Raw genomic sequence first — 20,173 nt, 5'->3', positions numbered from 1 at the left:
GATCGACGATCGATCATCGATGATCGATAGCTGGATGCGCGACATTGGTACTCTCTCTCACCTCCGAGCCCCCGATGCGACTTCGATCCCTGTTCCTCCTCTCCCTGCTCTTCGGGGGTGCTGCCGCGCCACTCGTCGCGCAGACCGACGCGCAGATCGCGCGCCTCAACCTCTTCCGGGCCAAGCGCGCGCCGCATGAGGCGGGGTTCCGGGTCTTCATCGTCCCCGACATGGAGGGGATGGGAAGCGCCGTGGATTCGCGCGAGGTGCTGGCCGGCAACGAAACGCCAGCCTACGCCGGTCGCTCGAGCCCGGACTACTGGGATCGCTTCCGCTCGCTGCTGACCAAGGAGGTGAACGCCACGATCGCCGGGGCGCGGGCCGCGGGCGGCCGCTCCTTCGTGGTGAATGAGGGGCATGGCGGCAACCTCTTCGCCAACATCATTCCGTTCGATCTCGACAGCAGTGCGATGCTGGTGCGTGGCTTCCCGAAGCCGCTGGTGATGATCACCGGCCTCGATTCGACCTTCGGCACGATCATGTTCACCGGTGCGCACGGTGCCCCGGGGAGTGGCGGCGTGATGGCGCACAACTTCGCGTTCGACGCGTTCACCATCAACGGCACCAGGCTCAACGAAGTGGGCATCAACGCCTTGATCGCCGGCGAGATGGGCGTCTCGGTGTCGCTGGTGAGCGGCGACGACGCCCTGATCGCGGAGACGCGCCAGATTCTCGGCAAGGACTTCGTCGAGATCGTCACCAAGCGGGCGATCGGCCATTCGGCGGCCATCACCTACTCGCCGACCAAGGTCCGGGCGATGCTCAAGGCCGGTGCCGCCCAGGCGGTGCGCAAGGAACTGGCGGGAGGGATCAAGCCGTTCACGATGGCAAAGCCCTACACCGTGGACTTCACCCTGCGCGCGTCGTACCCCGATAGCATCGTGACCGGCGTGAAGGCGCTGCGCGAATTCAAGCTGGAGCAGCTGGGGCCGCGCAGCTTCCGACTGGTCACCAACAGTGCGCGGGAGATGGGCTATCTCCTCGACGCCATCGAAGGGGTGGTGCTCCGGTGAGCCGCCGACTCCTGCTCGCCGCCGTGCTGCTGGCCCCGTGCGCCGCCGGGGCACAGGCGACGCGCCCCGCCACGGCGACGCCTGCTGCCGCCCCGCGTGACACCTCGCCGCCCTCGGCCCACCACGGCGTCCTCGAGTACCAGGAAGCACGCCGGAAGCTCGAGCTCGACATGCAGCGCGGCGGCTTCACCGTCTACATCATCGGCGACATGGAAGGGCTGGCGGCCGTCGTGCGGAACGCCACCGAGATGCGGCCCGAGTACCGCGGCGGCACCGCGCAGCACGAGCGCTTCCGTGAAGAGCTGACCGACGAGATCAACGCCGTCATCGCCGGGGCGCGCGCCGGCGGTGCCACGCAGTTCATCGTCAACGATGGTCATGGCGGGACGCTCTTCCGCAATGTCCTCGTCGACAAGCTCGACCCCGAGGCGATCCTGATCCGCGGCTATCCCAAGCCGATCGTGATGTCGACCGGGATCAATCCGATGGTGGATGCCATGATGATGGTCGGTGCCCATGCGAACGCCGGGTCGCCGGGGGTCATCTCCCATTCGTTCGCGCTCGACTCCTTCATGGTGAACGGCAAGGTCCTCAACGAATCGGGGATCGCCGCCTTCATCGGCGGGGAGATGGGCGTGCCGTTCGTCCTCACCGCCGGCGATGACGTCCTCGCCGCCGAAACGAAGGAGATGCTCGGGCCGATTGAGACCGTCATCGTCAAGACGGCGCTGTCAGGGTCGGCGGCGATCAACCACTCACCGGCGCGTTCGCATCAGATGCTCCGTGCCGCCGCAGAACGCGCGGTGCGCCGGACCAGGGCGGGGCACCTGAAGCCGCTTGTCTTCGAGAAGCCGTACCGCGTCCACCTCTGCCTTCGCCGGCAGTACGCCAACGATGAGTGGATTCGCACGACGGTGGGCAAGTTCGATGGCATGGTGGCCGATGGTGGCCCCGGTTGCTTCACGATCGTGACGCCCTCGGCGGAGCGGATCGGCACGCTGCTCAACGAGATCGAGTGGACAGTGCTCAAGCCCTGAGCTCGGCGGCGGCCTGCAGCGGTCGACACAGGTATCTTGCGACACTGTGATCACGCTGCTGCAGGCGAGTCCGTTGCTCCTCCTATTTGCGGTCGCCGCCATCGGTTTTCCGCTGGGGCGGCTGCGCGTCGGCCAGAGCCGACTGGGGATCGCGGCGGTCCTCTTCGTCGGGCTCGCGTTCGGCGCCGTCGACCCGGCGCTGAAGCTGCCCGAGATCGTCTATCAACTCGGGCTGGTGCTCTTCGTCTACACGGTCGGGCTCGGAAGCGGCCCCGCCTTCTTCGATGCACTGCGTCGCCGCGGGCTCCGCGACAACGTCTTCGTCGTGTCGATGCTCCTCGTCGGGGCCGCCCTCGCCGTCGGCCTCCACCGATTGCTCGGCCTCGGCGCGGCGCAGACCGCCGGCCTCTTCACCGGGGCCCTGACCAATACCCCCGCCTTGGCCGGCGTCCTGGAATTCCTCAGTCACCTGCCTCCCGTCACCCTCGACGCCGGCGTGCTCGACGACCCCGTCGTCGGCTACTCGATCGCCTATCCCATCGGTGTCCTCGGCGTGATGACCGCCATTTCCGTGGCCCAGCGGCTCTGGAACGTCGACTACCCGCGCGAGGCGGTGGAGTTGCGCGACCTGGGTGCCACCACGGTGCCGCTCATCAATCGCACCATCCAAGTCGTCCGGCCGGATGGGACGCGGGTGGCCATCGCCGAGTTGACGACGCGTCGGGACTGGCACCTCCGCTTCGTCCGCGTGTTGTGCGCCCACGAGGTCACCCTGGTGGGTGCGGCCACCACCCTCGGCGACGGCGACATGGTGAGCGTGATCGGCTCGGCGGAGGATGTCGACCGCGTCACGGCACATCTCGGGTTCGCCGTGGAAGCGCCACTCGAGTTCGATCGTCGGCTGCTCGACAACCGCCGCGTCTTTGTCTCCAATCCGCTGGTCCTGGCCCGCCGCCTGGGTGACCTCGATCTGGAGCAGCGCTTCGGCGCCGTGGTCACTCGGGTTCGGCGGGGCGACCTCGACTTTCTCGCCAGCGACGACATCCTGCTCCAGCCAGGCGACCGCGTCCGCTTCGTCGCGCCACGGGAGCGGGTCGCCGACGTGAGCGCCTTCTTCGGCGATTCGTATCGTCACCTGAGCGAGATCGATATCCTCACCTTCTCGCTCGGACTCGTGATGGGGCTCCTCCTCGGCATGGTGCCGGTGCCGATCCCCGGCGGCGGGACTTTTCATCTCGGCATCGCGGGGGGGCCGCTGTTGGTGGCGCTGCTGCTGAGCAAGGTCGACCGCAGCGGTCCCCTGCTCTGGAATCTTTCGTACAGCGCCAACCTCACCCTGCGCCAGTTCGGGCTCGTGCTTTTCCTGGCGGGCATCGGAACTCGGGCCGGTGGTGCGTTCCTCTCCACGTTGCTGAGTCGCGGCGGCCTGCTGCTCCTGGCCTCCGGTGCGGTCATCACGTGCACCACCGCGTTGTTGACGCTGTGGGTGGGGCATCGACTGCTCAAGATGCCGATGTCGCTGCTCATCGGCACACTCGGTGGCCTGCAGACCTCGCCGGCAGTGCTCAGTTATGCGACCGAACAGACCGGAAATGACATTCCGCACATCGGCTACGCCACGGTCTATCCGGTCGCGATGATCACGAAGATTGTCCTGGCCCAGTTGCTGGTCGCGTTGCTCCGCTGACGAGTCGTGGCGCGAGGGGGTCGCCCTTCGGACCGAGACGTGATATTTTTTTCTTCACGTGATGCGACCCGCTGCCTCGTGGAGCCGTCATGCCCCCCAAGCCGTACCTCCGCCCCAGTCACCCCGATGACAACCCTGCCATCGCGGCGATCATCCGCAGCGTGATGACGTCGTACGGTGCCGTCGGCCCCGGCTTCTCGATCGAAGATGCCGAGGTCGACGAGATGCACGAGACGTACGACGTCCCGCGATCATTGCTGCTCGTGGTCGACGATGGCGCGGGTCGTGTCATCGGCTGCGGCGGGATCGCGCCGTTGGCGGGGGGTGATGCGGACACCTGCGAACTGAAGAAGATGTACTTCCTCCCCGAGGCGCGCGGCCTCGGGCTCGGGCGGGAGCTGATGATGACCCTGGAGGAGGCAGCGCGGAATCGTCGGTACCGCGTGGTCTATCTCGAGACCCTCGGGAGCATGGTCGAGGCGGCCAAGCTCTACCAGCGCCTGCAGTACACGCCACTGGCGGGGCCGATGGGCAACACCGGCCACACGCGATGTGGAAGCTTCTACGCCAAGACGCTCTGAGCGATGACCGCCAGTTACGGCTTCCTGGTTCCTGTCCCCGCCAGCGTATCGTCCTCATAGCGCTCCTCGAATGACACCGGCTTCCCGGCCACGCGCTTGAAGGTGAAGACGACGTCCGGCCGCAGCACATCGTAGATCTGCCCCTTCCCGTCGTACAGCCCCGGCACGAAGATGTCCGGCGCCACGCGGATCATCGCGAAGGTCCCCATCCAATCGACGTTGGGATCGAAGCGCCCCTTGAGGGTGCCGTTCTCGTAGCTGAAGGTGATCGACGTCGGCGGGCGCCGCCCACCATCCTTCGCCGCGAATTCCCAGCGTCCGAGATACGGCGCGGCCTCCGCCTGCGGCAAGGTGAAAGTCAGCGAGGGCTTCACCCCGACCGTCATGCTCGCCTTCGTGGTGCCCCATTGCATGGCCAGCGTGCCGCCACTGATCGTCAACTCGGGCATCGACCATGTCAGCACATCCACGAACGGTGCCTGCTCGACGCGGATCGGCAGCCGCACCTGCTTCGGCGTGGAGTCGGGCGGCTCCGTGTGAAAGCGCTTGAAGTCCGGGTCGAGCACCAGCGTCCAGTCCCCTGTCTCCCTGAGAATCATCCAGACGGAGTACTTCCCCTTCGGCACCGCGCGCTGGTTGATGGTGATGTCCTGGCTCGCCTCGAGGGTGGTGGCCCAATTCGCGCCCGGCGTCCAGACCTCGCCCCAGTGCGCGAGCATGGAGCCGAAGATCGGGCTGCGCTCGCGTGCGCGCGGCCGGGAGTAGGTCACGGTGAGCTTGGTGCCATCGATCACCTGCGAGATGCTGCCGAGCTCACTGGCGCGAATCTGCGCCGACGCAGGGTGGAGGGCGGCGGCGACGAGCGCCAGAACGAGCACCAAGGTTCGGCGTGCAGGCATGGCGTGAGGTCCTGGGGGTTGGCGGTGAAGAGATGGGTCACTCGCGGCGTGCTAGCCGCCGAACTGCGCATCCACTGCAACACGAATCTCGGCGAGGGACTTCCCTTCCTTGTGGAGTCTGGCAGCGAGCCGCCCCTCACCCTGGCAGATCGGGCAGAGCCGGGCCATCGCATCGCCTTCGTAGCAGGAGAGCAGCGAGTAGAAGCCCGGCTGGCCGGCGCAGCCGCAGTTGCAGCGGATGCCGTCCATGATCTCCGGCCGCTCGCGCACCGAGTCGAAGAGCGGGATCAGGTGCGGGGTGTCCGTGAGCTGTTCGGCGGTCAACACCTTGGCACCGGTGATCTTGGGGCGAGGCGTCGGGTGCGGGCCCGATGTCTCTCCCCCCTGGGCGCGCGCCGTCGCCGGGAGCAGCAGCGCGGCCAGGAGGGCGGCACAGTGCTGGGAGAATGCTCGGCGAGAGATCATCAATGGCTCCTGGAATGCCTCGGTAGTGTTACCCAGAAGGATGCACTGGGGGATCGGACGGCGACAGGGGAGCGCACGACGCCTGCGAGGAGACCATCTGCCCCCTCCGCCGCCGACCACCGCATGTGCACACCCCAATGGACTAGTCACAAATCCATCCCTCCGACCGATGTGGGTAGGGACACCACCCCGGTACTCTTGAGACCAATTGAGTGTGCCCATCGCACGATGCCTCAATTGTCGTGTGTCGCGTTCAAGGCCTCCGCGCACGTAGTTCGTCTCTGGGTCTTAGACAGGTAATGCTCCATGACACTGCGTTCGCTCCTCCTCGGCGGCCTCGTGCTCGTCGGCGCGGCGTCGTTGCCCGCGCGTGCCTCGGCCCAGTTGCCAAGCTGCACCTACACCTTCTCGTTGGGCCTCGGCGGCTCGATCAGCGGCTGCTGGGACGCCACCCTCACGCAGCTCGGTGAAGACGCCGGCTTCGTCAGCAACCAGTACTTCTGGGCCGGCAACTTCGCCGGTGGCAGTGGTGCCAACAATGACCCCACGACCGCCGGCACTTTCATGTTCAACAACGACTGCGGCAGTGCCGGCACCGGAGCGTTCGCGTTCTGCAACGGCGCCTATGCGAAGCCGACGGTGTCGATCTCCAGCACCTTCGGAGAACTGGTGCTTGGACTCCGCGTCCCCGACAACACCCTCGGCCTCGGCTACAACTGGCGCTATTCGGGCAGCAACACCCGCAACTCGAATCCGCTGCCCCCCGGATACGCTCAGGTGCTGATGCAGTTGACGCTCGGCGGCATCGACCAGTCCGGGCAGTTTCTGTTCGGCTGGGAAGACATGAACTCCGGCTGCGTCAACCGCCAGACGCCGAACAACAACCGGTACCGGATGGAAGACCTGGGCAACGGCGTCCTGCTGGACGACGTGCTCGGGACCTGCGACATCATCCTCCCGGGCGGCAATGGCGATTCGGACTTCAACGATTCGTGGATGCAGTTCGACATCGCCGGCGTCGGCATCCCGGACGACAACAGCACCGTGCCGGAGCCCCTCTCGATGACGCTGATGGCGACTGGCCTGGTAGGCCTGGGCGCCGCGGCGCGCCGTCGCAAGAAGTAGTGTCGCAGGGCAGTTGGACGCAGTGTAGATAGTTTCTTCGCAGCACACGCCACGAAGCCCGCCGATCGATTCCCGATCGTCGGGCTTTGTGGCATGCTGAACAGAGCCGCCTAGCGGCAGCTCCGTACGACCGCAAGCGCGTTGGCGACGGCGCGCTCGCCTTCCTTGTCCGACGGATGGTTGCCCAGCACCGCGCCGCCCAGCCCGTTGCGCAGCGCCATCGCCGTGGAACCCCCGCCATCGAGGTTGATCGCCTCGGTGGCGCCGAGGGCGCGCATCAGCGCCGCCGATTCGCGCAGCGTCATCCCCATGCTGTAGCCGGGCTGACGCCCGTCGACGGTGACGAGCAGCAGCCGCCGCCCGCCGGCGGCCACGCCGACCAACGTCCGCGGGTGCCGGACCGGACCGAAGTTGGCGCCGCCCGCCGCCTCGAGTCCGGCGACCTCGGCGCTGTCCCGCAACAGCATCGGGAAACCCCCGACCGCCTCGGTTGGCGCAAAGGGCGCCAGCGTCATACTGACGACGATGCCCCGCGGTGCGATCTCCAGGAGTGTACGCCGCATCGCGGCCGACGCCGTTCGTCCGACCACGAGGACGCCGCCATCCCGGGGAATGGTCGTCGCGCGCCCGCTGCTGTCCACCGCAAGGACGCGACGCAACGGCCCTGCACCGAGCGAGAGGCGCAGCGTCCCGCTGGCGGTATCGACCGGACTCCCCCAGTTCGCATCATACCACGCCAGCCCGTTGGGACTCGGGCGATTCCAGCTGGTGATCGGGATGGTGTCGACGCCAGCGACCAGTTGGCCGGTGGCCGCGAGTACGCCGAGCCAGGGTGCACCAGTCGGGGTGATGGCCACGACTGGTCGCACGGAGGGACCGGCAATCAGTCGCCCGCCCTCGATCGACGCGGCCTGAGGCACCCCCGGCGGCGCGAAGAGGAAGAAGTCGGCGTTGACCGCCGCGATCGCGCCCGGTCCGCGTTTGACGAGCAACTCCGTCGTCTTCGCTCGACCGACCGCGGCGCCGCCCGCCTTCACTGCGCCGAGCGACCAGCAGGCCCGCCGGTCAATGTCGAGGATCTGGATCGCCCACGGCGCCGAATCCACCACGAGCCGGTGCAGCACCACGCCGCGTGCGAGCGTATCCTGCAGTTGGCGGTCACCGAATCGCGGCAGGCCGGACAGCGCACCGCCCCGTGGCACGAGCGCCCCCGGGGCGGCGCAGCCCGAGAGCAGGGCGACCAGCACCACACCGCGCCGCAGCATCATGCCCGCAGGTGGTCCGGCCGCCAGGTGGTGACCATCCGCTTGATCGCCTTCTTGTCGGTGATCCCCTGGGTGAGCACGGTACGCGTCAACTCCGGCAGCTCGGCATCGGAGGCGAACCGCAGCGCCACCAACTGCCCCACCGACAGCTCGCCGATCCGCGCCTGCAGATCGGCGGGGAGCAGCCGCTGCATGCGCAATTGTTCCTCGAGCCGGATCACCCGGTTCTGCACCGTCAGCGCCATCGTGCGGGCGGAGACCGCCTGCACGATCAGCGCGAAGGCGACCACCGCCGCCAGCACGGTCGGCCAGGTGCGCACCTCACTCGCCACACGGATCGTGTAGACGAAGTACACCGTCAGCACTGGCGTGGCGAAGAAGTGAAACGGCGGGAAATAGCGGGCATGATTGGAGAAGGACTGCGACATGCGGGGACTCCCGACGGATGCGGAAAGAGGAGGAGGGATGATCGATGATCGATGATCGATGATCGATTCGGAAGATAGTCTCCCGTACCGACCCCCATCATCCACGATCGATCATCGATCATCGACCATCAATCATCGGCTGTCCCCTCTGGCGCAAACCGCCAAAACCACCGATTATCGATGCTTCCTCCTCCATACCCCGACCCCGGACCCCTCATGGCCTCGCTCGAGTTCCTTGCCAGGGAATTGATCGGCTTCTTCGGCCTGCAGAGCTGGCTCGACATGGCCGCGGCCCACGACTACAGCCGTCTGCTGACCTGGCCCGGCTTCCGGAGCGCGATCGGTCCGATCATCCCGCTGCTGTTGGTGGTGGAGATTGTCCGGGCGCTGATGGAGAAGACGTTCAAGGTCCGCGAGTACAAGCTGATCTTCTTCACCTATGTGCTCAACCGCGTGCTCGGCACCTTCCTCTCGATCGCCGCGGTGACCTTCTTCATCGGGCTGTTCCAGCCGATGGCACCGTTCCAGAGCTCGGTGACCTGGTACTGGCTCATCTACGGCTACATCGTCTGGGAGCTGGCGCACTTCGTCTATCACTTCCTGGCGCACAAGGTCCGGCTCTTCTGGTGCCTCCACTCGACGCATCACGCCCCCGAGACGATGAACCTCTTCGTCTCGCACGCGCACTTCTTCCTCGAAGCGCCTTACGCCGACACCATTCGCACGTCGATCTGCATCCTGCTCGGCGTGAGCCCGCCGCTGCTCTTCCTGATCATGTTCATCGACGGCACCTGGGGCACCTGGATCCACGCCGGCGAGCACGTCCTCAAGGATGGCCGCATGGGGTTCCTCAATCGGTGGATCCTCACACCGTCCCATCATCGGGTGCACCACGCGCGCAACCCGCTCTACATCGACACCAACTACTGCAACCTCCTGAATGTCTGGGACCGCGCCTTCGGGACGCTCCAGCCGGAACAGACCGACGTCGCGCCGGAATACGGCATCACCCGCCCGATGAAGGCGGGGAGCTTCTGGGACTTCTACTTCGGCGAACTCGTGGCGCTCGGGCGCGACGTCGCCGCCGCGCCGGCGCTCAAGCACAAGCTGGCCTATCTCGTGATGCCGCCGGGGTGGAGTCACACCGGCGCGCACAAGACGGCGACCATGGTGCGGGCCGAGTACCTGGCGCAGGGGCAGTACGGTGACGCGGAGCGACGAGTAGATTTCGGGGCACCCACAACTGGATGAATCCATGACCGACTCGGCGCAACGTCAGGGAGGCGTCACCACCGTCTTCACCACGGTGGACACCAACGCCATGATCATGGCGAAGCTGATGCTCGAGGTCGAGGGGATCTCGATCATCGCCTCGGGTGAGGGACTCCAGGATCTCTTCGGGATGGGTCGCTCGGTGGGCGCCTTCAATCCGGTGGTGGGGCCAATGCGGATTCAGGTCGCCACCGAAGAGGCGGAGCGCGCGCGCGAGGTCCTCGCCGAGATGGCCGCGGCCACGCCGGAACCCGACGACTCCGTGCCCGAGGTCGCCGCCCCGCGGCCATCGTGGCGGCGCCCGCTCGGCATCCTGACCGTGGTCCTGTTGGCGATCGTCCCCGCCGGCCTCATCGCCTTCCGCACCATCGGCAGCACCGTCGACGCCGAGGGGACGATCATCGAGCCCTTCTACCCGATCGCCATCTCCGCCGTCGCCTTCTTCGCCGCCGTCATCACTGGCGTCGCGTACTTCATCTCCGTGCAGCGAGACGATCAGCGCCGTTAACCCGCCGTTCGCTGTTCGCTTCTCGCTTCTCGCTTCTCGCTTCTCGAACCTCTAGCCCCACCGACCGCACATGTCCCACGGCCCCTCCCCCGACACGCCGTATCCGCTCGCCGGCGTGACCCGCACCGGCTTCCTCAAGACGTTCATCACCCGACCGACCATCGTCGTGGGTGACTACACCTACTACGACGATCCTGATGGTCCGGAGCGGTTCGAGCAGAATGTGCTGTACCACTTCGACTTCATTGGCGACAAGCTGATCATCGGCCGCTACTGCTGCATCGCTGCCGGCGTCCGCTTCATCATGAACGGCGGCAATCATGCCACCACCTGGCTCACCTCATATCCCTTCCCGATCTTCGGCAACGGCTGGGAACTGGCCGAGCCACCGCAGTGGCCCTACAAGGGCGACACGACGGTGGGGAACGACGTCTGGATCGGCAACGGCGCGACCATCATGCCCGGCGTGACGATCGGCGACGGCGCGATCATTGCCACCGGTGCGGTCGTGACCAAGGACGTGCCGCCCTATGCGATTGTCGGTGGCAACCCGGCGACGCTCCTCCGGTATCGATTCGACGAGGCGACCATCAGGCGCCTCCTCGCGCTGCGGTGGTGGGAGTGGGATGCGGCGCGCGTCACGCGCTGCGTCGCCCAGCTCTGCGCCGGTGATCTCGATGCCCTTGAACGCCAGGCGGAGAACGCATGAAGACACTCGCGCCGTCGCTGCTCACGCAGATCGCCGCGACCAACGAGGGCGATCCCTGGTACGGCTCTTCACGCGCCGTGCTGCTCGAGGGCATCACGGCCAAGGAAGCGGCCGCACACCCGATTCCGGGAAGTCATTCGATCTGGCAGCTGGTGCTGCACATGACGTCGTGGACGCGCGAAGTGGAACGTCGCCTCGCGGGCCACGCGCCAGCCGAACCGGAGGACGGCGATTGGCCGGCCGTCGGACGGCCCACCGCCGCACGCTGGCGGGAGGCGTGCGACGCCCTGGCCGAGGCGAATGCCGCGCTACTCGAGGCCCTGAGCGCACTCCCGGTCGCACAGTGGGACGCGCCGGTGGGTGGCCTCCGCGACCCTGCCCTGGGCACCGGGACCACCATCGGCGGGATGCTGATCGGGTTGGCGCAGCATGACGCCTACCACAACGGCCAGCTTGCCCTGCTTCGCCACGCGCTGCGGGAATTCCGACCCTGAGTCACGTGGTTGACTGGGCGCGTCAGGCGTCATAACGTGACGGAAGTGTCGCACGCGCTGCGACTCGTGCCATTGGGGTGTAGGTCAACTGGCAGACCGCCCGGCTGTTACCCGGGAAGTTGCAGGTTCGAGTCCTGCCGCCCCAGTCTCTCCACGATGATCGATGATCGATGATCGATTCTCCGACATGCCCTGAGGTTCCGATGGTCGCTGGGTGGATTTCGCGCGCCAGCGCCGCACTCCTCGCCTTCTGCGGACTCGCGCTGCTCTTCGCGGCCGACGAGATCCTGCCGCGACACCTCCCCGGCTACCCGCCTGCGGATTTCTGGTTCGGACAGCTGCTCGCCGCCGCGTGCCTGGCGATGGCAACACTCAACTGGTTCAGCCGGGGCGCCCTGCTCGGCGGCATCTACGGCCGGCCGGTCGTGGTCGCCAATGCCACCGGCTATCTCATCGCAGCGATCACCCTGCTCAAACCGATGCTGGCCGGCGCGTTCCGACCGGCGGGATGGTTGCTGGTCATCCCGGTCACCGCACTCGCGGTGGCCTACGGTTGGCTGATGTTGCGGGGGCCGTTCGAGCGGGATGTGGCAACGTGAGAAGGGGCAGACTCATGACGTGCACCTCGTGCCAAATGGCCATCGCCCTGCTCCTGGTGGCGACGGCTCCGGTCGGCGGGCAGGAGCCAGTGTTCACGGTCAAGAAGTGTGACGAGCCGAAAGTTGCGGTTGGGACGCTCCCGCGGCGGGTGGCACGGTCCACTACCGGCTCGGTCCAGATGGCAAGCCGGATACGGCGTCTGTCGGGGTCACTCAGGTGACGGGGCTGTCCGTTGCCGGCTTCCGCAGCGTGGTCGTGCGGCAGTTGCACAGCTGTCGGTTCGAGGTGTCCAAATCGCGACCCGAGTTGCCTGTCGGCGTCGTGCAGTCTTTCACCACGAAGGGTTCGACGATCTCCTTTGGATCGGCGACAGGAATGAGCCAGCTCCCCACCGTGCTCGATCCCGCTGCCCCACCGCTGCCCCCGGACTCCTTTCCGCTGCAGCCTGATGATGCGCGGCTTGAGGAGCGGCCCCGGCGCATCTCCTGCCCAAACCCGCTTCCCGCGCGCCCATTGCCGCGCGCTGAAATGGAGCAGTGGTTCCGTGACAACATGGGCACCATCATGGCGGAAGTCCGGGTCAATGCGGACGGTAAACCCGATCGACGGGTGCGGGTGATCAGCTCCGACAACTCGTCAGCCACGCGATCGCTGGTGAATCTGTTGCTCAACTGCAAGTTCGTGCCGGGGCGGTACTTCGGCGTGCCAGTACCCGGACTCACCATGGAGCGGATGGGAATCGTCGGCGGTCCGCCATCGCCGTAGCGGGCGGGACGGACGGGCCGATCGGCTGCCGCTGCCTGGTGGCGACACCGCTGGCCTGAACGCTTGTCGTGTGTTACGAACGTATTACATTGCGTCACATGAAAGACTCCCACCTGACCCTCCGCCTTCCGGGGGCGCTGGGCGACGCGCTCGAAGCCCGGGCCGCGGAGGACCGCGTCCCCAAGTCGCAGGTCGTCCGCGAGGCCGTGGTCCGCTACCTCGCGCCGGAGCGCGTGGGCCGCGCCGAGCCGCGGCAGGTCACCGCGCGCGAACTGGCCGCGCGATGGCAGACGCTTCCCCACCTCACGCCCGAGGATGCGGCGGCCTTTGCCGACGACATCGCGCGCACCGGCGACGCGATGCCGCTCCCGGAGTCACCGTGGGCGTGATCCTCGACTCGTCGGTGCTGATCGCGGCGGAGCGGGGCCACTTCCGATTGGAGGCACTGCTCGAGTCCCTGGGCGACACGCCCGTCGCGATCGCCGCCATCACCGCGAGCGAATTGCTCCATGGCGTCCATCGCGCAGGCTCACGCGGCATTCGGATGCGACGCGCTGCCTTCGTCGAGGCACTGCTCGTGGAGTTGCCAGTGCTCTCCTTCGGCCTTGGCGAAGCGCGGATGCACGCCGAACTCTGGGCCGAGCTCGCCAGGGGCGGCACGACGATCGGCGCGCACGACCTCCTCATTGCCGCCACGGCAATTGCCGGTGGCGATGCGCTGGTCACGCTGAATCAGCGGGAGTACGCGCGCGTGCCCGGGCTGCGGCTGCAGCCGATCGGCGAATTCGTCGAGCACACGTAGCCCTTACCAATGCCTGACCATCGCTGACGCGCGCCCTCATCGGCGCGCGTTAGCATTGTCGCATGCCCTTCCGCTCCCCGCTCCGTGCCATCCTCCTCGGCGGTCTGATCGTCGGCGCACTCGACGGCCTCGACGCTATCATCTTCTTCGGGCTGCGTGGGGTCAGCACCATCCGGATCTTTCAGGCGATCGCCGCCGGCCTGCTCGGTCCCGAAGCGTTTCAGGGAGGCCTCGCCACGGCAGCCCTCGGCGTCGTGCTGCACTACACCATCGCCACCACGATTGTCGCCGTGGCCTACCTGCTGGCGCGGCGCTTCCCCACCCTCACGACGCGACCGATCCTCGTCGGTGCCGGCTACGGCGTCGGCGTCTGGCTGGCGATGAGCTATCTCGTCGTGCCGTTGTCGGCGGCCAACAGCGCCGCGCGAACGGCGCCCGTCGTGATCAACGGACTCCTCATCCATGTGCTCGGCGTGGGCATTCCGGCCTGGCTCGTTGCCGTCAGGGCACCGCCCGCGGCACGGCGGGGGGCGCTATAAGGCGTCGACCTGCTTGACCAGCGTCTTCGGCGCCACCAGCCGCCACGAATCGCGCAACAACTCCGCGACCTCCTTCCAGTCCGGCTTCCGATCCAGCCAGACCCCAACCCACCCCGCCTTGCCGACATACGGCGGCACAAAGAAGCGCTCCGGTTCCGCACTCACCATCATCTGCTGATTCCCAGGTGCCGCCTTGATCCACACCGGCGGCGCGCCCCGCCCCATGATGATTGTTCGGCGCCGCGTACATCGCGAAGAGTTTGTTCTTCACCCGGAACGTCGGCTCACCCCACGCCTCGACCTCATGCGCCTCGGGGAGCTTCAACGCCAGCGTTCTCAACTTGGCAAGCGACACGAACTCCTCATTGTTCACTATCGATGATCGATGATCGATGATCGATGATCGATCATCCCAAGACTTCTCGTATCACTCGTCCCGACACATCCGTCAACCGTTGATTCCTCCCCTGAAACGGGAAGATCAGTCGTTCGTGGTCGAAGCCGAGCGTGTGGAGGATGGTGGCCTGCAGGTCGTGCACGTCGGTACGGCCGCTGACACCCTGATAGCCGATCTCATCGGTCTCGCCGTGACTCACCCCGCCCTTCACGCCGCCGCCCGCCATCCACATCGTGAAGGCGCCGGGGTTGTGGTCGCGCCCCACGAACGGATTGTCGGTGCCGGTGCGGTTCTCACGCATCGGGGTGCGGCCGAACTCGCCGCCCCACACAATCAAGGTCTCCTCGAGCAGGCCACGCTGCTTGAGGTCGTTGATCAGCGCGGCGATGGCACGGTCGGTCTCCAGGCAACGCTGGATGAAGCCGGCGTTGAGCGCTTCCGACTCGCCCGCCCCATGCGAATCCCAGCCCCAGTGGAAGAGCTGGATGAAGCGCACGCCGCGCTCGCTGAGCCGCCTGGCCAGGAGGCAATTGTTGGCGAACGACGTCTCGCCCGGCACGCTGCCGTACATCTGGTGGATCGACTCCGGCTCCTTGCTGATATCCATGGCGTCGGGCACCGACAGCTGCATCCGGAACGCCATCTCGTACTGCGAGATCCTCGTCAGGATCTCCGGATCGCCGGCCTCGGCGTAGTGCTGCCGGTTCACATCCTGAATCGCCTCGAGTTCCGCCTGCCGCAGGTCGCGCGGCATCCCGTGCGGATCGGAGAGGTAGAGGACCGGATCGCCCGCGGAACGGCATTGCACGCCCTGATACACCGACGGCAGGAAGCCGCTGCCATACACCGACGCGCCGGCATCGGGCGCAGCGCCACCGGAGAGCAGCACCACGAACGACGGGAGGTTCTCGTTCTCGGTGCCGAGGCCGTAGGTGACCCACGAGCCAATGCTCGGCCGGCCGAGACGCGCACCGCCGGTATGCACCAGCAGCTGCGCGGGCGCGTGGTTGAACTGGTCGGTGTGCATCGCCTTGAGGAAGGCGATCTCGTCGGCGACGCCCGCCAGGTGCGGCAGCCGGTCGGAGATCCACGCCCCCGACTGCCCGTGCTGCCTGAAGGCGGCCTGCGGGCCGAGCATCCGCGGGATCCCCTTGATGAAGGCGAAGCGCTGCCCTTCGAGCAGCGACTCGGGGCAGAGCTCGCCGTCGAGCCGCGCCAGCACCGGCTTGTAGTCGAACAGCTCGAGCTGCGACGGCGCGCCGGCCATGTGCAGGAAGATCACGCGCTTGGCGGTCGGCGGGAAATGCGGCGCCCGCGCGGCGACCGGGTCGTCGATGGTCAGCGCCGCCAGCGGGTCGCGATTCGTGCGCGGCGGCGTGCACCCGAGCAACGACGCGAGCGCTGCCGCGCCAAGACCCGTCGCCCCCGCCTCGAGGAAGTGCCGCCGGGTGATCTCCAGCAAGGCGCGCTGTTGCGCTTCGTTTGGTGCCGTCATCGCGCGCTCCTCATTCCTTCGTCACGAAGGCATCGAGGTTCATGATCCCATTCGCCACCACCGTCAGTGCCGCGAGCGCCGTGCCCGCGGTCGGCACGCCAGCCGCCAAGGCGCGATCCTCAGGATGCGCCTCGTAGTGCTTCGCGGCCGTCGCATACAGCGTCCGCAGTGACGCGAGGACCTTCTGGTTCGGTGCGTTGTAGCGCCAGCTGATATCCGTACTTCAGTGCGGCATCGAGCCGAGCCGCACTCGGCAGCGTATCGGCCAGCGGCAGCATCCGTCGCGCCAGTGCCTGCGCCGCCTCGGTGAACACCGGATCGTTGAGCAGCACCAGCGCCTGCAACGGCGTGTTGGTCCGCGTCCGGCGCGCCACCGATACCTCATGGCTCGGCGTCCCGAAGGTCACCATCGACGGATAGGGCGCGGTCCGCTTCCAGAGCGTATAGACACCACGCCGATGACCATTCTCGCCAGTGTCGGCGACCCACTTCTCGCCGCTGTACGGCCGGTGCCACACTCCCTCCGGCTGCGGCGGCATCACGCTCGGCCCGCGCATCTTGGCACTCAGCAACCCCGCGCTCGCCAGCGCCTGGTCGCGCAGTTGCTCGGCCGTCAGCCGGAAGCGCGGGCCACGCGCCAGCAGGCGATTGGCCGGGTCGCGCTCCTGCAGCAGTGGCGTGGTCGCCGACGCCTGACGATACGTCGCCGAGAGGACCATCTCCTTCAGCAGCGCCTTCACGCTCCAATGCAGGTCGGTCCGGAAGCGCACCGCGAGCCAGTCGAGCAGCTCCGGGTGCGAGGGCGGCATCCCTTGGGTGCCGAGGTCTTCGACTGTCTCGACGATGCCGGTCCCGAAGAGCTGCTCCCAGAAGCGGTTGACGGTGACGCGTGCCGTGAGCGGGTTCTCCGGCGCCACCAGCGCACGCGCCAGGCCGAGGCGATTGGCAGCGTTCGCCGGGAGCGCGGGCGCAATCGCGGCAGGCAATCCAGGCGCGACCACCTTGGTCTGCACCAGGAAGTTGCCGCGATCAAAGACCCGCGTGGTCCGATGCCGCGTCGACGGGAGCTCCTGCATCACCGGGATGTAGGTGGGCGCCAACGAGTCGATGGCCCGACGCAGTGTGTCACGCTTGGCGCGGCGCGAGGCATACGCGGTGTCCTCGGCGACCTGCGTGTAGGCATAGCGCAGCAGCGCCCGCTGGCCCGTGTCGCGGCTCGCCTCGGGGATCTTCACGATGCGCCGCACTTCGTTGAGCCAGGTGCCGTTGACCTTGCCCGCGACGGCGGGAATCGTCAGTTCCCTTTCCCATGCTCGCCGCGCCGCTTCCTGCGGAGGGAGCATCGCGATGCTGTCGATCTCATTGCGGAGCCGCTCGATGCCACTCGCCAACTCGCGTCCGCGCGCCGCCTTCTCGACCGTGAAGATCGGCCACTGCGGATACTCGTCCGGCTGGTCCCAGTCGGCGCTGTTGTTGAGGATCGCGAGCGCGCGGTAGTACTCGTCGTGGCGGATCGGATCGTAGGGATGGCCGTGGCACTGCGTGCAGCCAATCGACGTCCCCTGCCACACCGTCCAGGTCGTGTTGACGCGGTCGATCACCGAGGCGAGCCGGTACTCCTCGTCGTCGGTGCCGCCCTCGTCGTTGTTCATGGTGTTGCGGTGGAAGGCCGTCGCGATCCGCTGCGCTTCCGTTGGTGCCGGAAGGAGGTCCCCCGCGAGTTGCTCGATCGTGAACTGGTCGAACGGAAGGTCCCGGTTGAAGGCGTCGATCACCCAGTCGCGGTACGGCCACATCGGCCGGGCGCGATCGGCCTCGAAGCCGCGCGAGTCGGCGTAGCGCGCCAGGTCGAGCCACATCGCCGCCCACCGCTCGCCGAAGCGTGGCGACGCCAGCAGCGTGTCGACGAGCTGCGCATAGCCGCGCGCGCCACCGGCACAGGCAGCGGCTACCTGCTGCAAGGTCGGCGGCAACCCGATCAGGTCGAGGGAGACGCGCCGGGCGAGCGTGGCACAATCGGCTGCCGACGAGGGCCGCAGCTGTTCCTGGTCGAGCCGCGCCATGACCCAGCGGTCGATCCCGCCGCGCGTCCAGGTGGAGTCCGACACCACCGGCAGCGGCTTCGCCACCGGCTGGACATAGGCCCAGTGTGGTGCCCACTCGGCGCCCTGCGCCACCCAGCGGCGCAGCGTGCCGATCTCCTGCGCCGTGAGCGCATCGCGCCCCTTCGGCATCCGGTCGTGCGGATCGGCGGCGGCGATCCGCGCGATCATCTCGCTGGCCCCCGGCTTCCCGGGCACCAGCGCGCGCTTCCCCGACTTGGCCGGCTTCATCGCGTCGTCGCGGAAGAGCAGCGACAGCTCGCCCTGTTGACGCACGCCGCCGTGGCAGCCGATGCAGTTTTTGTTGAGGATCGGGCGGACGTCGCGATTGAAGTCGACCTTGGCACCGATCCCCGAGAGGCGGCCGCGCGTGGTCACCAGCGCCACGACCACCAGCGTCACCCCTGCGATCCACGCCCGTGATCGTCGCATCGGCATCCCCTACTGCTTCTTCTTGGTGGTGTCGGTGGCGATCGAATCCGGCGGCATCACCGGCGCGGCCAGCGTGATCACGGCCCGTGGCAACAGCTGCTGCAGGCGGGCCACGCCGCCAGCGGTGACCCGCGTTCCCCAGAGGTGGATCGCCCGAAGCCGCGGCAACCGCTCCAGTGCGCGCAGTCCCGCATCACCGACGTCGGTGTCCACGAGGTTGAGGTACTCGAGGTATGGCAACCACGCGAGGCGCGCCACGCCGGCGTCCGTCACCCGCGTGCCCGTCAGCTTGAGTCGCGTCAGGTGCGGCATCGCCGCGATCAGGTCGGTGACCGAGTCATTCACTGGAGCGCGCGAGAGGTCGACCGACGCCACTTGCTGCAACAGCGGCCGGAGCCGCGCCAGTTGCGCCGCCGAGGCGTTGGTCGCCGCCACGCTGAGGTAGCTCCCCTTCCGGGCCAGCGGCACCACGGAGATCCCGGCCGCACGTGCCGCGGCGATCGCCGTGCTGTCGGCCGGCGGCACCGTCAACGCGAAGATCCCGGTCGGCAGGTCCTCGAGCCCATACGCCGCCAGCGTCCGGCGCACGCCGCTCGGCCGCTCGATGGTCGAGAGCCTGATGTCGATCGAGGCCCCCTGCGCGATCCACCACCGCAGCAGCTCGGCTTCGGCGATCGACAACGGCCGGTCCGGCGGCATCGCGTCCGTGTGCCCGGGTGGCAGCGACACCCGCACCATCAGTTCGCTCTCCTCGGCGCGGCCCGCCACCACCACCTTCCCCTGCCGTCCCCCCGCGAAGAGCCCCTTCGACGTCGTCAGCACCAGGCCGCCCTTGTGGCGCATCGGGTTGTGACACGACCCGCAGCGCGAGGTGAGGATCGGCTGGATCAGTGCGGCATAGACGCGCGTGGTGTCGGGGTTGCCGATCGTGATCGTCGCCATCGCCTCTTCGGCCGGAAGGCCGACCATCGCCCGCACCCCTTCGGGGAGATAGCGCGTGAGGTAGCCCTCGCCGCGCGTGAGCGTCCCGCCGAGGTGGCCGCCGATGGTGATCGCCAGCAGCAACACCCCCACGGCAATCGGATAGCTGCGGTGGGCGCGCGCTTCGCCTGCTTCCGCCTTTTCGCGCAGCCACCAGCTCGCGCTGGCGAGCACGGGAATCCCCAGCCCGAGCCAGCGGTGCCATTGCAGTACGTCGGGGTCGTAGCTCCCCCAATCGGAGAGCAGCAGACCGACGATCCCCGCCACGATCGCGCTCCACGCGCCCAGCAGCAGCGCGAGCGGCACCAGCGGCCGCCACGCGCTCCGCGCAGGGTTGCGGCCGAGCAGTTCCGCCACGATAGCCAGCAGCAGCATCCCGATCGGGAGGTGCACCAGCAGCGGGTGGAAGCGGCCGGCCAGCGGCCAGAGCGAGGAATCGTGATCGCCGCCCACCACGGCGATGATGCCGAGGAGGAGGAGGCCGACCAGCAGGGCGCGGAGGGTCTTGGTCACCAGC

Annotated in this window: 21 protein-coding genes, 1 tRNA gene and 1 pseudogene; 15 read left to right on the top strand and 8 right to left on the bottom strand. The window is 67.6% G+C overall.

What is annotated here, in order from left to right:
- Positions 1–74 precede the first annotated feature (74 nt).
- From IPG05_13620 to IPG05_13605, 4 genes are all read left to right on the top strand, one after another.
- The gene (locus tag IPG05_13620; GenBank protein ID MBK6496115.1) at positions 75–1,073 is read left to right on the top strand and encodes a M55 family metallopeptidase; all 999 of its coding nucleotides are present in this window, start codon (positions 75–77) and stop codon (positions 1,071–1,073) included.
- Positions 1,070–2,110 carry a M55 family metallopeptidase gene (locus IPG05_13615; protein MBK6496114.1) on the top strand — a complete coding sequence of 347 codons (1,041 nt, stop codon included), beginning with the start codon at positions 1,070–1,072 and terminating at the stop codon, positions 2,108–2,110. The genes IPG05_13620 and IPG05_13615 overlap by 4 nt, the downstream gene beginning before the upstream one ends.
- Positions 2,111–2,156: 46 nt before the next feature.
- Complete coding sequence (locus IPG05_13610; protein MBK6496113.1) at positions 2,157–3,797, top strand: transporter; 1,641 nt, start codon at positions 2,157–2,159, stop codon at positions 3,795–3,797.
- 89 nt (positions 3,798–3,886) lie between these two features.
- On the top strand, positions 3,887–4,378 hold the full coding sequence (locus tag IPG05_13605; protein MBK6496112.1) for a GNAT family N-acetyltransferase: 492 nt from the start codon (positions 3,887–3,889) through the stop codon (positions 4,376–4,378).
- A 14-nt stretch (positions 4,379–4,392) separates the two neighbouring features.
- Here the strand turns inward: IPG05_13605 and IPG05_13600 are convergent, their stop codons facing one another.
- Positions 4,393–5,277 (bottom strand): DUF2911 domain-containing protein, encoded by an 885-nt coding sequence (locus IPG05_13600; protein ID MBK6496111.1) that lies wholly within the window; start codon positions 5,275–5,277, stop codon positions 4,393–4,395.
- A 51-nt stretch (positions 5,278–5,328) separates the two neighbouring features.
- The gene (locus IPG05_13595; protein ID MBK6496110.1) at positions 5,329–5,742 is read right to left on the bottom strand and encodes a hypothetical protein; all 414 of its coding nucleotides are present in this window, start codon (positions 5,740–5,742) and stop codon (positions 5,329–5,331) included.
- A 306-nt stretch (positions 5,743–6,048) separates the two neighbouring features.
- On the opposite strand from IPG05_13595, the gene IPG05_13590 reads away from it, so the two are divergent.
- Entirely contained in the window at positions 6,049–6,867 is an 819-nt protein-coding gene (locus IPG05_13590; protein ID MBK6496109.1) for a PEP-CTERM sorting domain-containing protein, read from the top strand.
- Between the two features lie 110 nt (positions 6,868–6,977).
- Here IPG05_13590 and IPG05_13585 read toward each other — a convergent pair whose 3' ends face one another.
- Positions 6,978–8,135 (bottom strand): phosphodiester glycosidase family protein, encoded by a 1,158-nt coding sequence (locus IPG05_13585; protein ID MBK6496108.1) that lies wholly within the window; start codon positions 8,133–8,135, stop codon positions 6,978–6,980.
- The gene (locus IPG05_13580) at positions 8,132–8,560 is read right to left on the bottom strand and encodes a hypothetical protein (protein ID MBK6496107.1); all 429 of its coding nucleotides are present in this window, start codon (positions 8,558–8,560) and stop codon (positions 8,132–8,134) included. The genes IPG05_13585 and IPG05_13580 overlap by 4 nt, the downstream gene beginning before the upstream one ends.
- Before the next feature lie 216 nt (positions 8,561–8,776).
- Here IPG05_13580 and IPG05_13575 point away from each other — a divergent pair, with 216 nt between their 5' ends.
- The 10 genes from IPG05_13575 to IPG05_13530 all read left to right on the top strand — a co-directional run bounded on the left by IPG05_13575 (position 8,777) and on the right by IPG05_13530 (position 14,249).
- Positions 8,777–9,811, top strand: coding sequence for a sterol desaturase family protein (locus tag IPG05_13575; GenBank protein ID MBK6496106.1), 1,035 nt, complete (start codon positions 8,777–8,779; stop codon positions 9,809–9,811).
- A gap of 4 nt (positions 9,812–9,815) precedes the next feature.
- Positions 9,816–10,340, top strand: coding sequence for a DUF3955 domain-containing protein (locus IPG05_13570; protein ID MBK6496105.1), 525 nt, complete (start codon positions 9,816–9,818; stop codon positions 10,338–10,340).
- Positions 10,341–10,410: 70 nt separating this feature from the next.
- On the top strand, positions 10,411–11,049 hold the full coding sequence (locus tag IPG05_13565) for a CatB-related O-acetyltransferase (GenBank protein ID MBK6496104.1): 639 nt from the start codon (positions 10,411–10,413) through the stop codon (positions 11,047–11,049).
- Positions 11,046–11,543, top strand: coding sequence for a DinB family protein (locus IPG05_13560; protein ID MBK6496103.1), 498 nt, complete (start codon positions 11,046–11,048; stop codon positions 11,541–11,543). The genes IPG05_13565 and IPG05_13560 overlap by 4 nt, the downstream gene beginning before the upstream one ends.
- A 73-nt stretch (positions 11,544–11,616) precedes the next feature.
- Positions 11,617–11,689 (top strand) — tRNA-Asn (locus tag IPG05_13555).
- A 57-nt stretch (positions 11,690–11,746) separates the two neighbouring features.
- Entirely contained in the window at positions 11,747–12,142 is a 396-nt protein-coding gene (locus tag IPG05_13550) for a hypothetical protein (GenBank protein MBK6496102.1), read from the top strand.
- A 376-nt stretch (positions 12,143–12,518) separates the two neighbouring features.
- On the top strand, positions 12,519–12,908 hold the full coding sequence (locus IPG05_13545) for a hypothetical protein (GenBank protein ID MBK6496101.1): 390 nt from the start codon (positions 12,519–12,521) through the stop codon (positions 12,906–12,908).
- Positions 12,909–13,006: 98 nt separating this feature from the next.
- Positions 13,007–13,297, top strand: a complete 291-nt coding sequence (locus IPG05_13540; protein MBK6496100.1) for a hypothetical protein — start codon at positions 13,007–13,009, stop codon at positions 13,295–13,297.
- Positions 13,192–13,710: a type II toxin-antitoxin system VapC family toxin gene (locus tag IPG05_13535; GenBank protein MBK6496099.1), complete on the top strand. Its 519-nt coding sequence runs from the start codon at positions 13,192–13,194 to the stop codon at positions 13,708–13,710. Before IPG05_13540 ends, IPG05_13535 begins: the two co-directional genes overlap by 106 nt.
- A 62-nt stretch (positions 13,711–13,772) precedes the next feature.
- Entirely contained in the window at positions 13,773–14,249 is a 477-nt protein-coding gene (locus tag IPG05_13530; GenBank protein MBK6496098.1) for a hypothetical protein, read from the top strand.
- Here IPG05_13530 and IPG05_13525 read toward each other — a convergent pair.
- From IPG05_13525 to IPG05_13510, 4 genes and pseudogenes are all read right to left on the bottom strand, one after another.
- Positions 14,244–14,604, bottom strand: a pseudogene (locus IPG05_13525) (MmcQ/YjbR family DNA-binding protein). The gene IPG05_13530 and the pseudogene IPG05_13525 sit on opposite strands and share 6 nt — an antisense overlap.
- Before the next feature lie 52 nt (positions 14,605–14,656).
- The gene (locus IPG05_13520) at positions 14,657–16,141 is read right to left on the bottom strand and encodes a DUF1501 domain-containing protein (GenBank protein ID MBK6496097.1); all 1,485 of its coding nucleotides are present in this window, start codon (positions 16,139–16,141) and stop codon (positions 14,657–14,659) included.
- Positions 16,142–16,260: 119 nt separating this feature from the next.
- Positions 16,261–18,675: a DUF1553 domain-containing protein gene (locus IPG05_13515; protein MBK6496096.1), complete on the bottom strand. Its 2,415-nt coding sequence runs from the start codon at positions 18,673–18,675 to the stop codon at positions 16,261–16,263.
- Between the two features lie 9 nt (positions 18,676–18,684).
- Positions 18,685–20,169: a hypothetical protein gene (locus IPG05_13510; protein MBK6496095.1), complete on the bottom strand. Its 1,485-nt coding sequence runs from the start codon at positions 20,167–20,169 to the stop codon at positions 18,685–18,687.
- Positions 20,170–20,173 lie beyond the last annotated feature (4 nt).

Source organism: Gemmatimonadota bacterium (genome assembly GCA_016704275.1).
Lineage (GTDB): Bacteria > Gemmatimonadota > Gemmatimonadetes > Gemmatimonadales > GWC2-71-9 > Palsa-1233.
The sequence above is the reverse complement of the archived record's forward strand: the minus strand, read 5'-3'. Positions and strand labels throughout refer to the sequence as shown.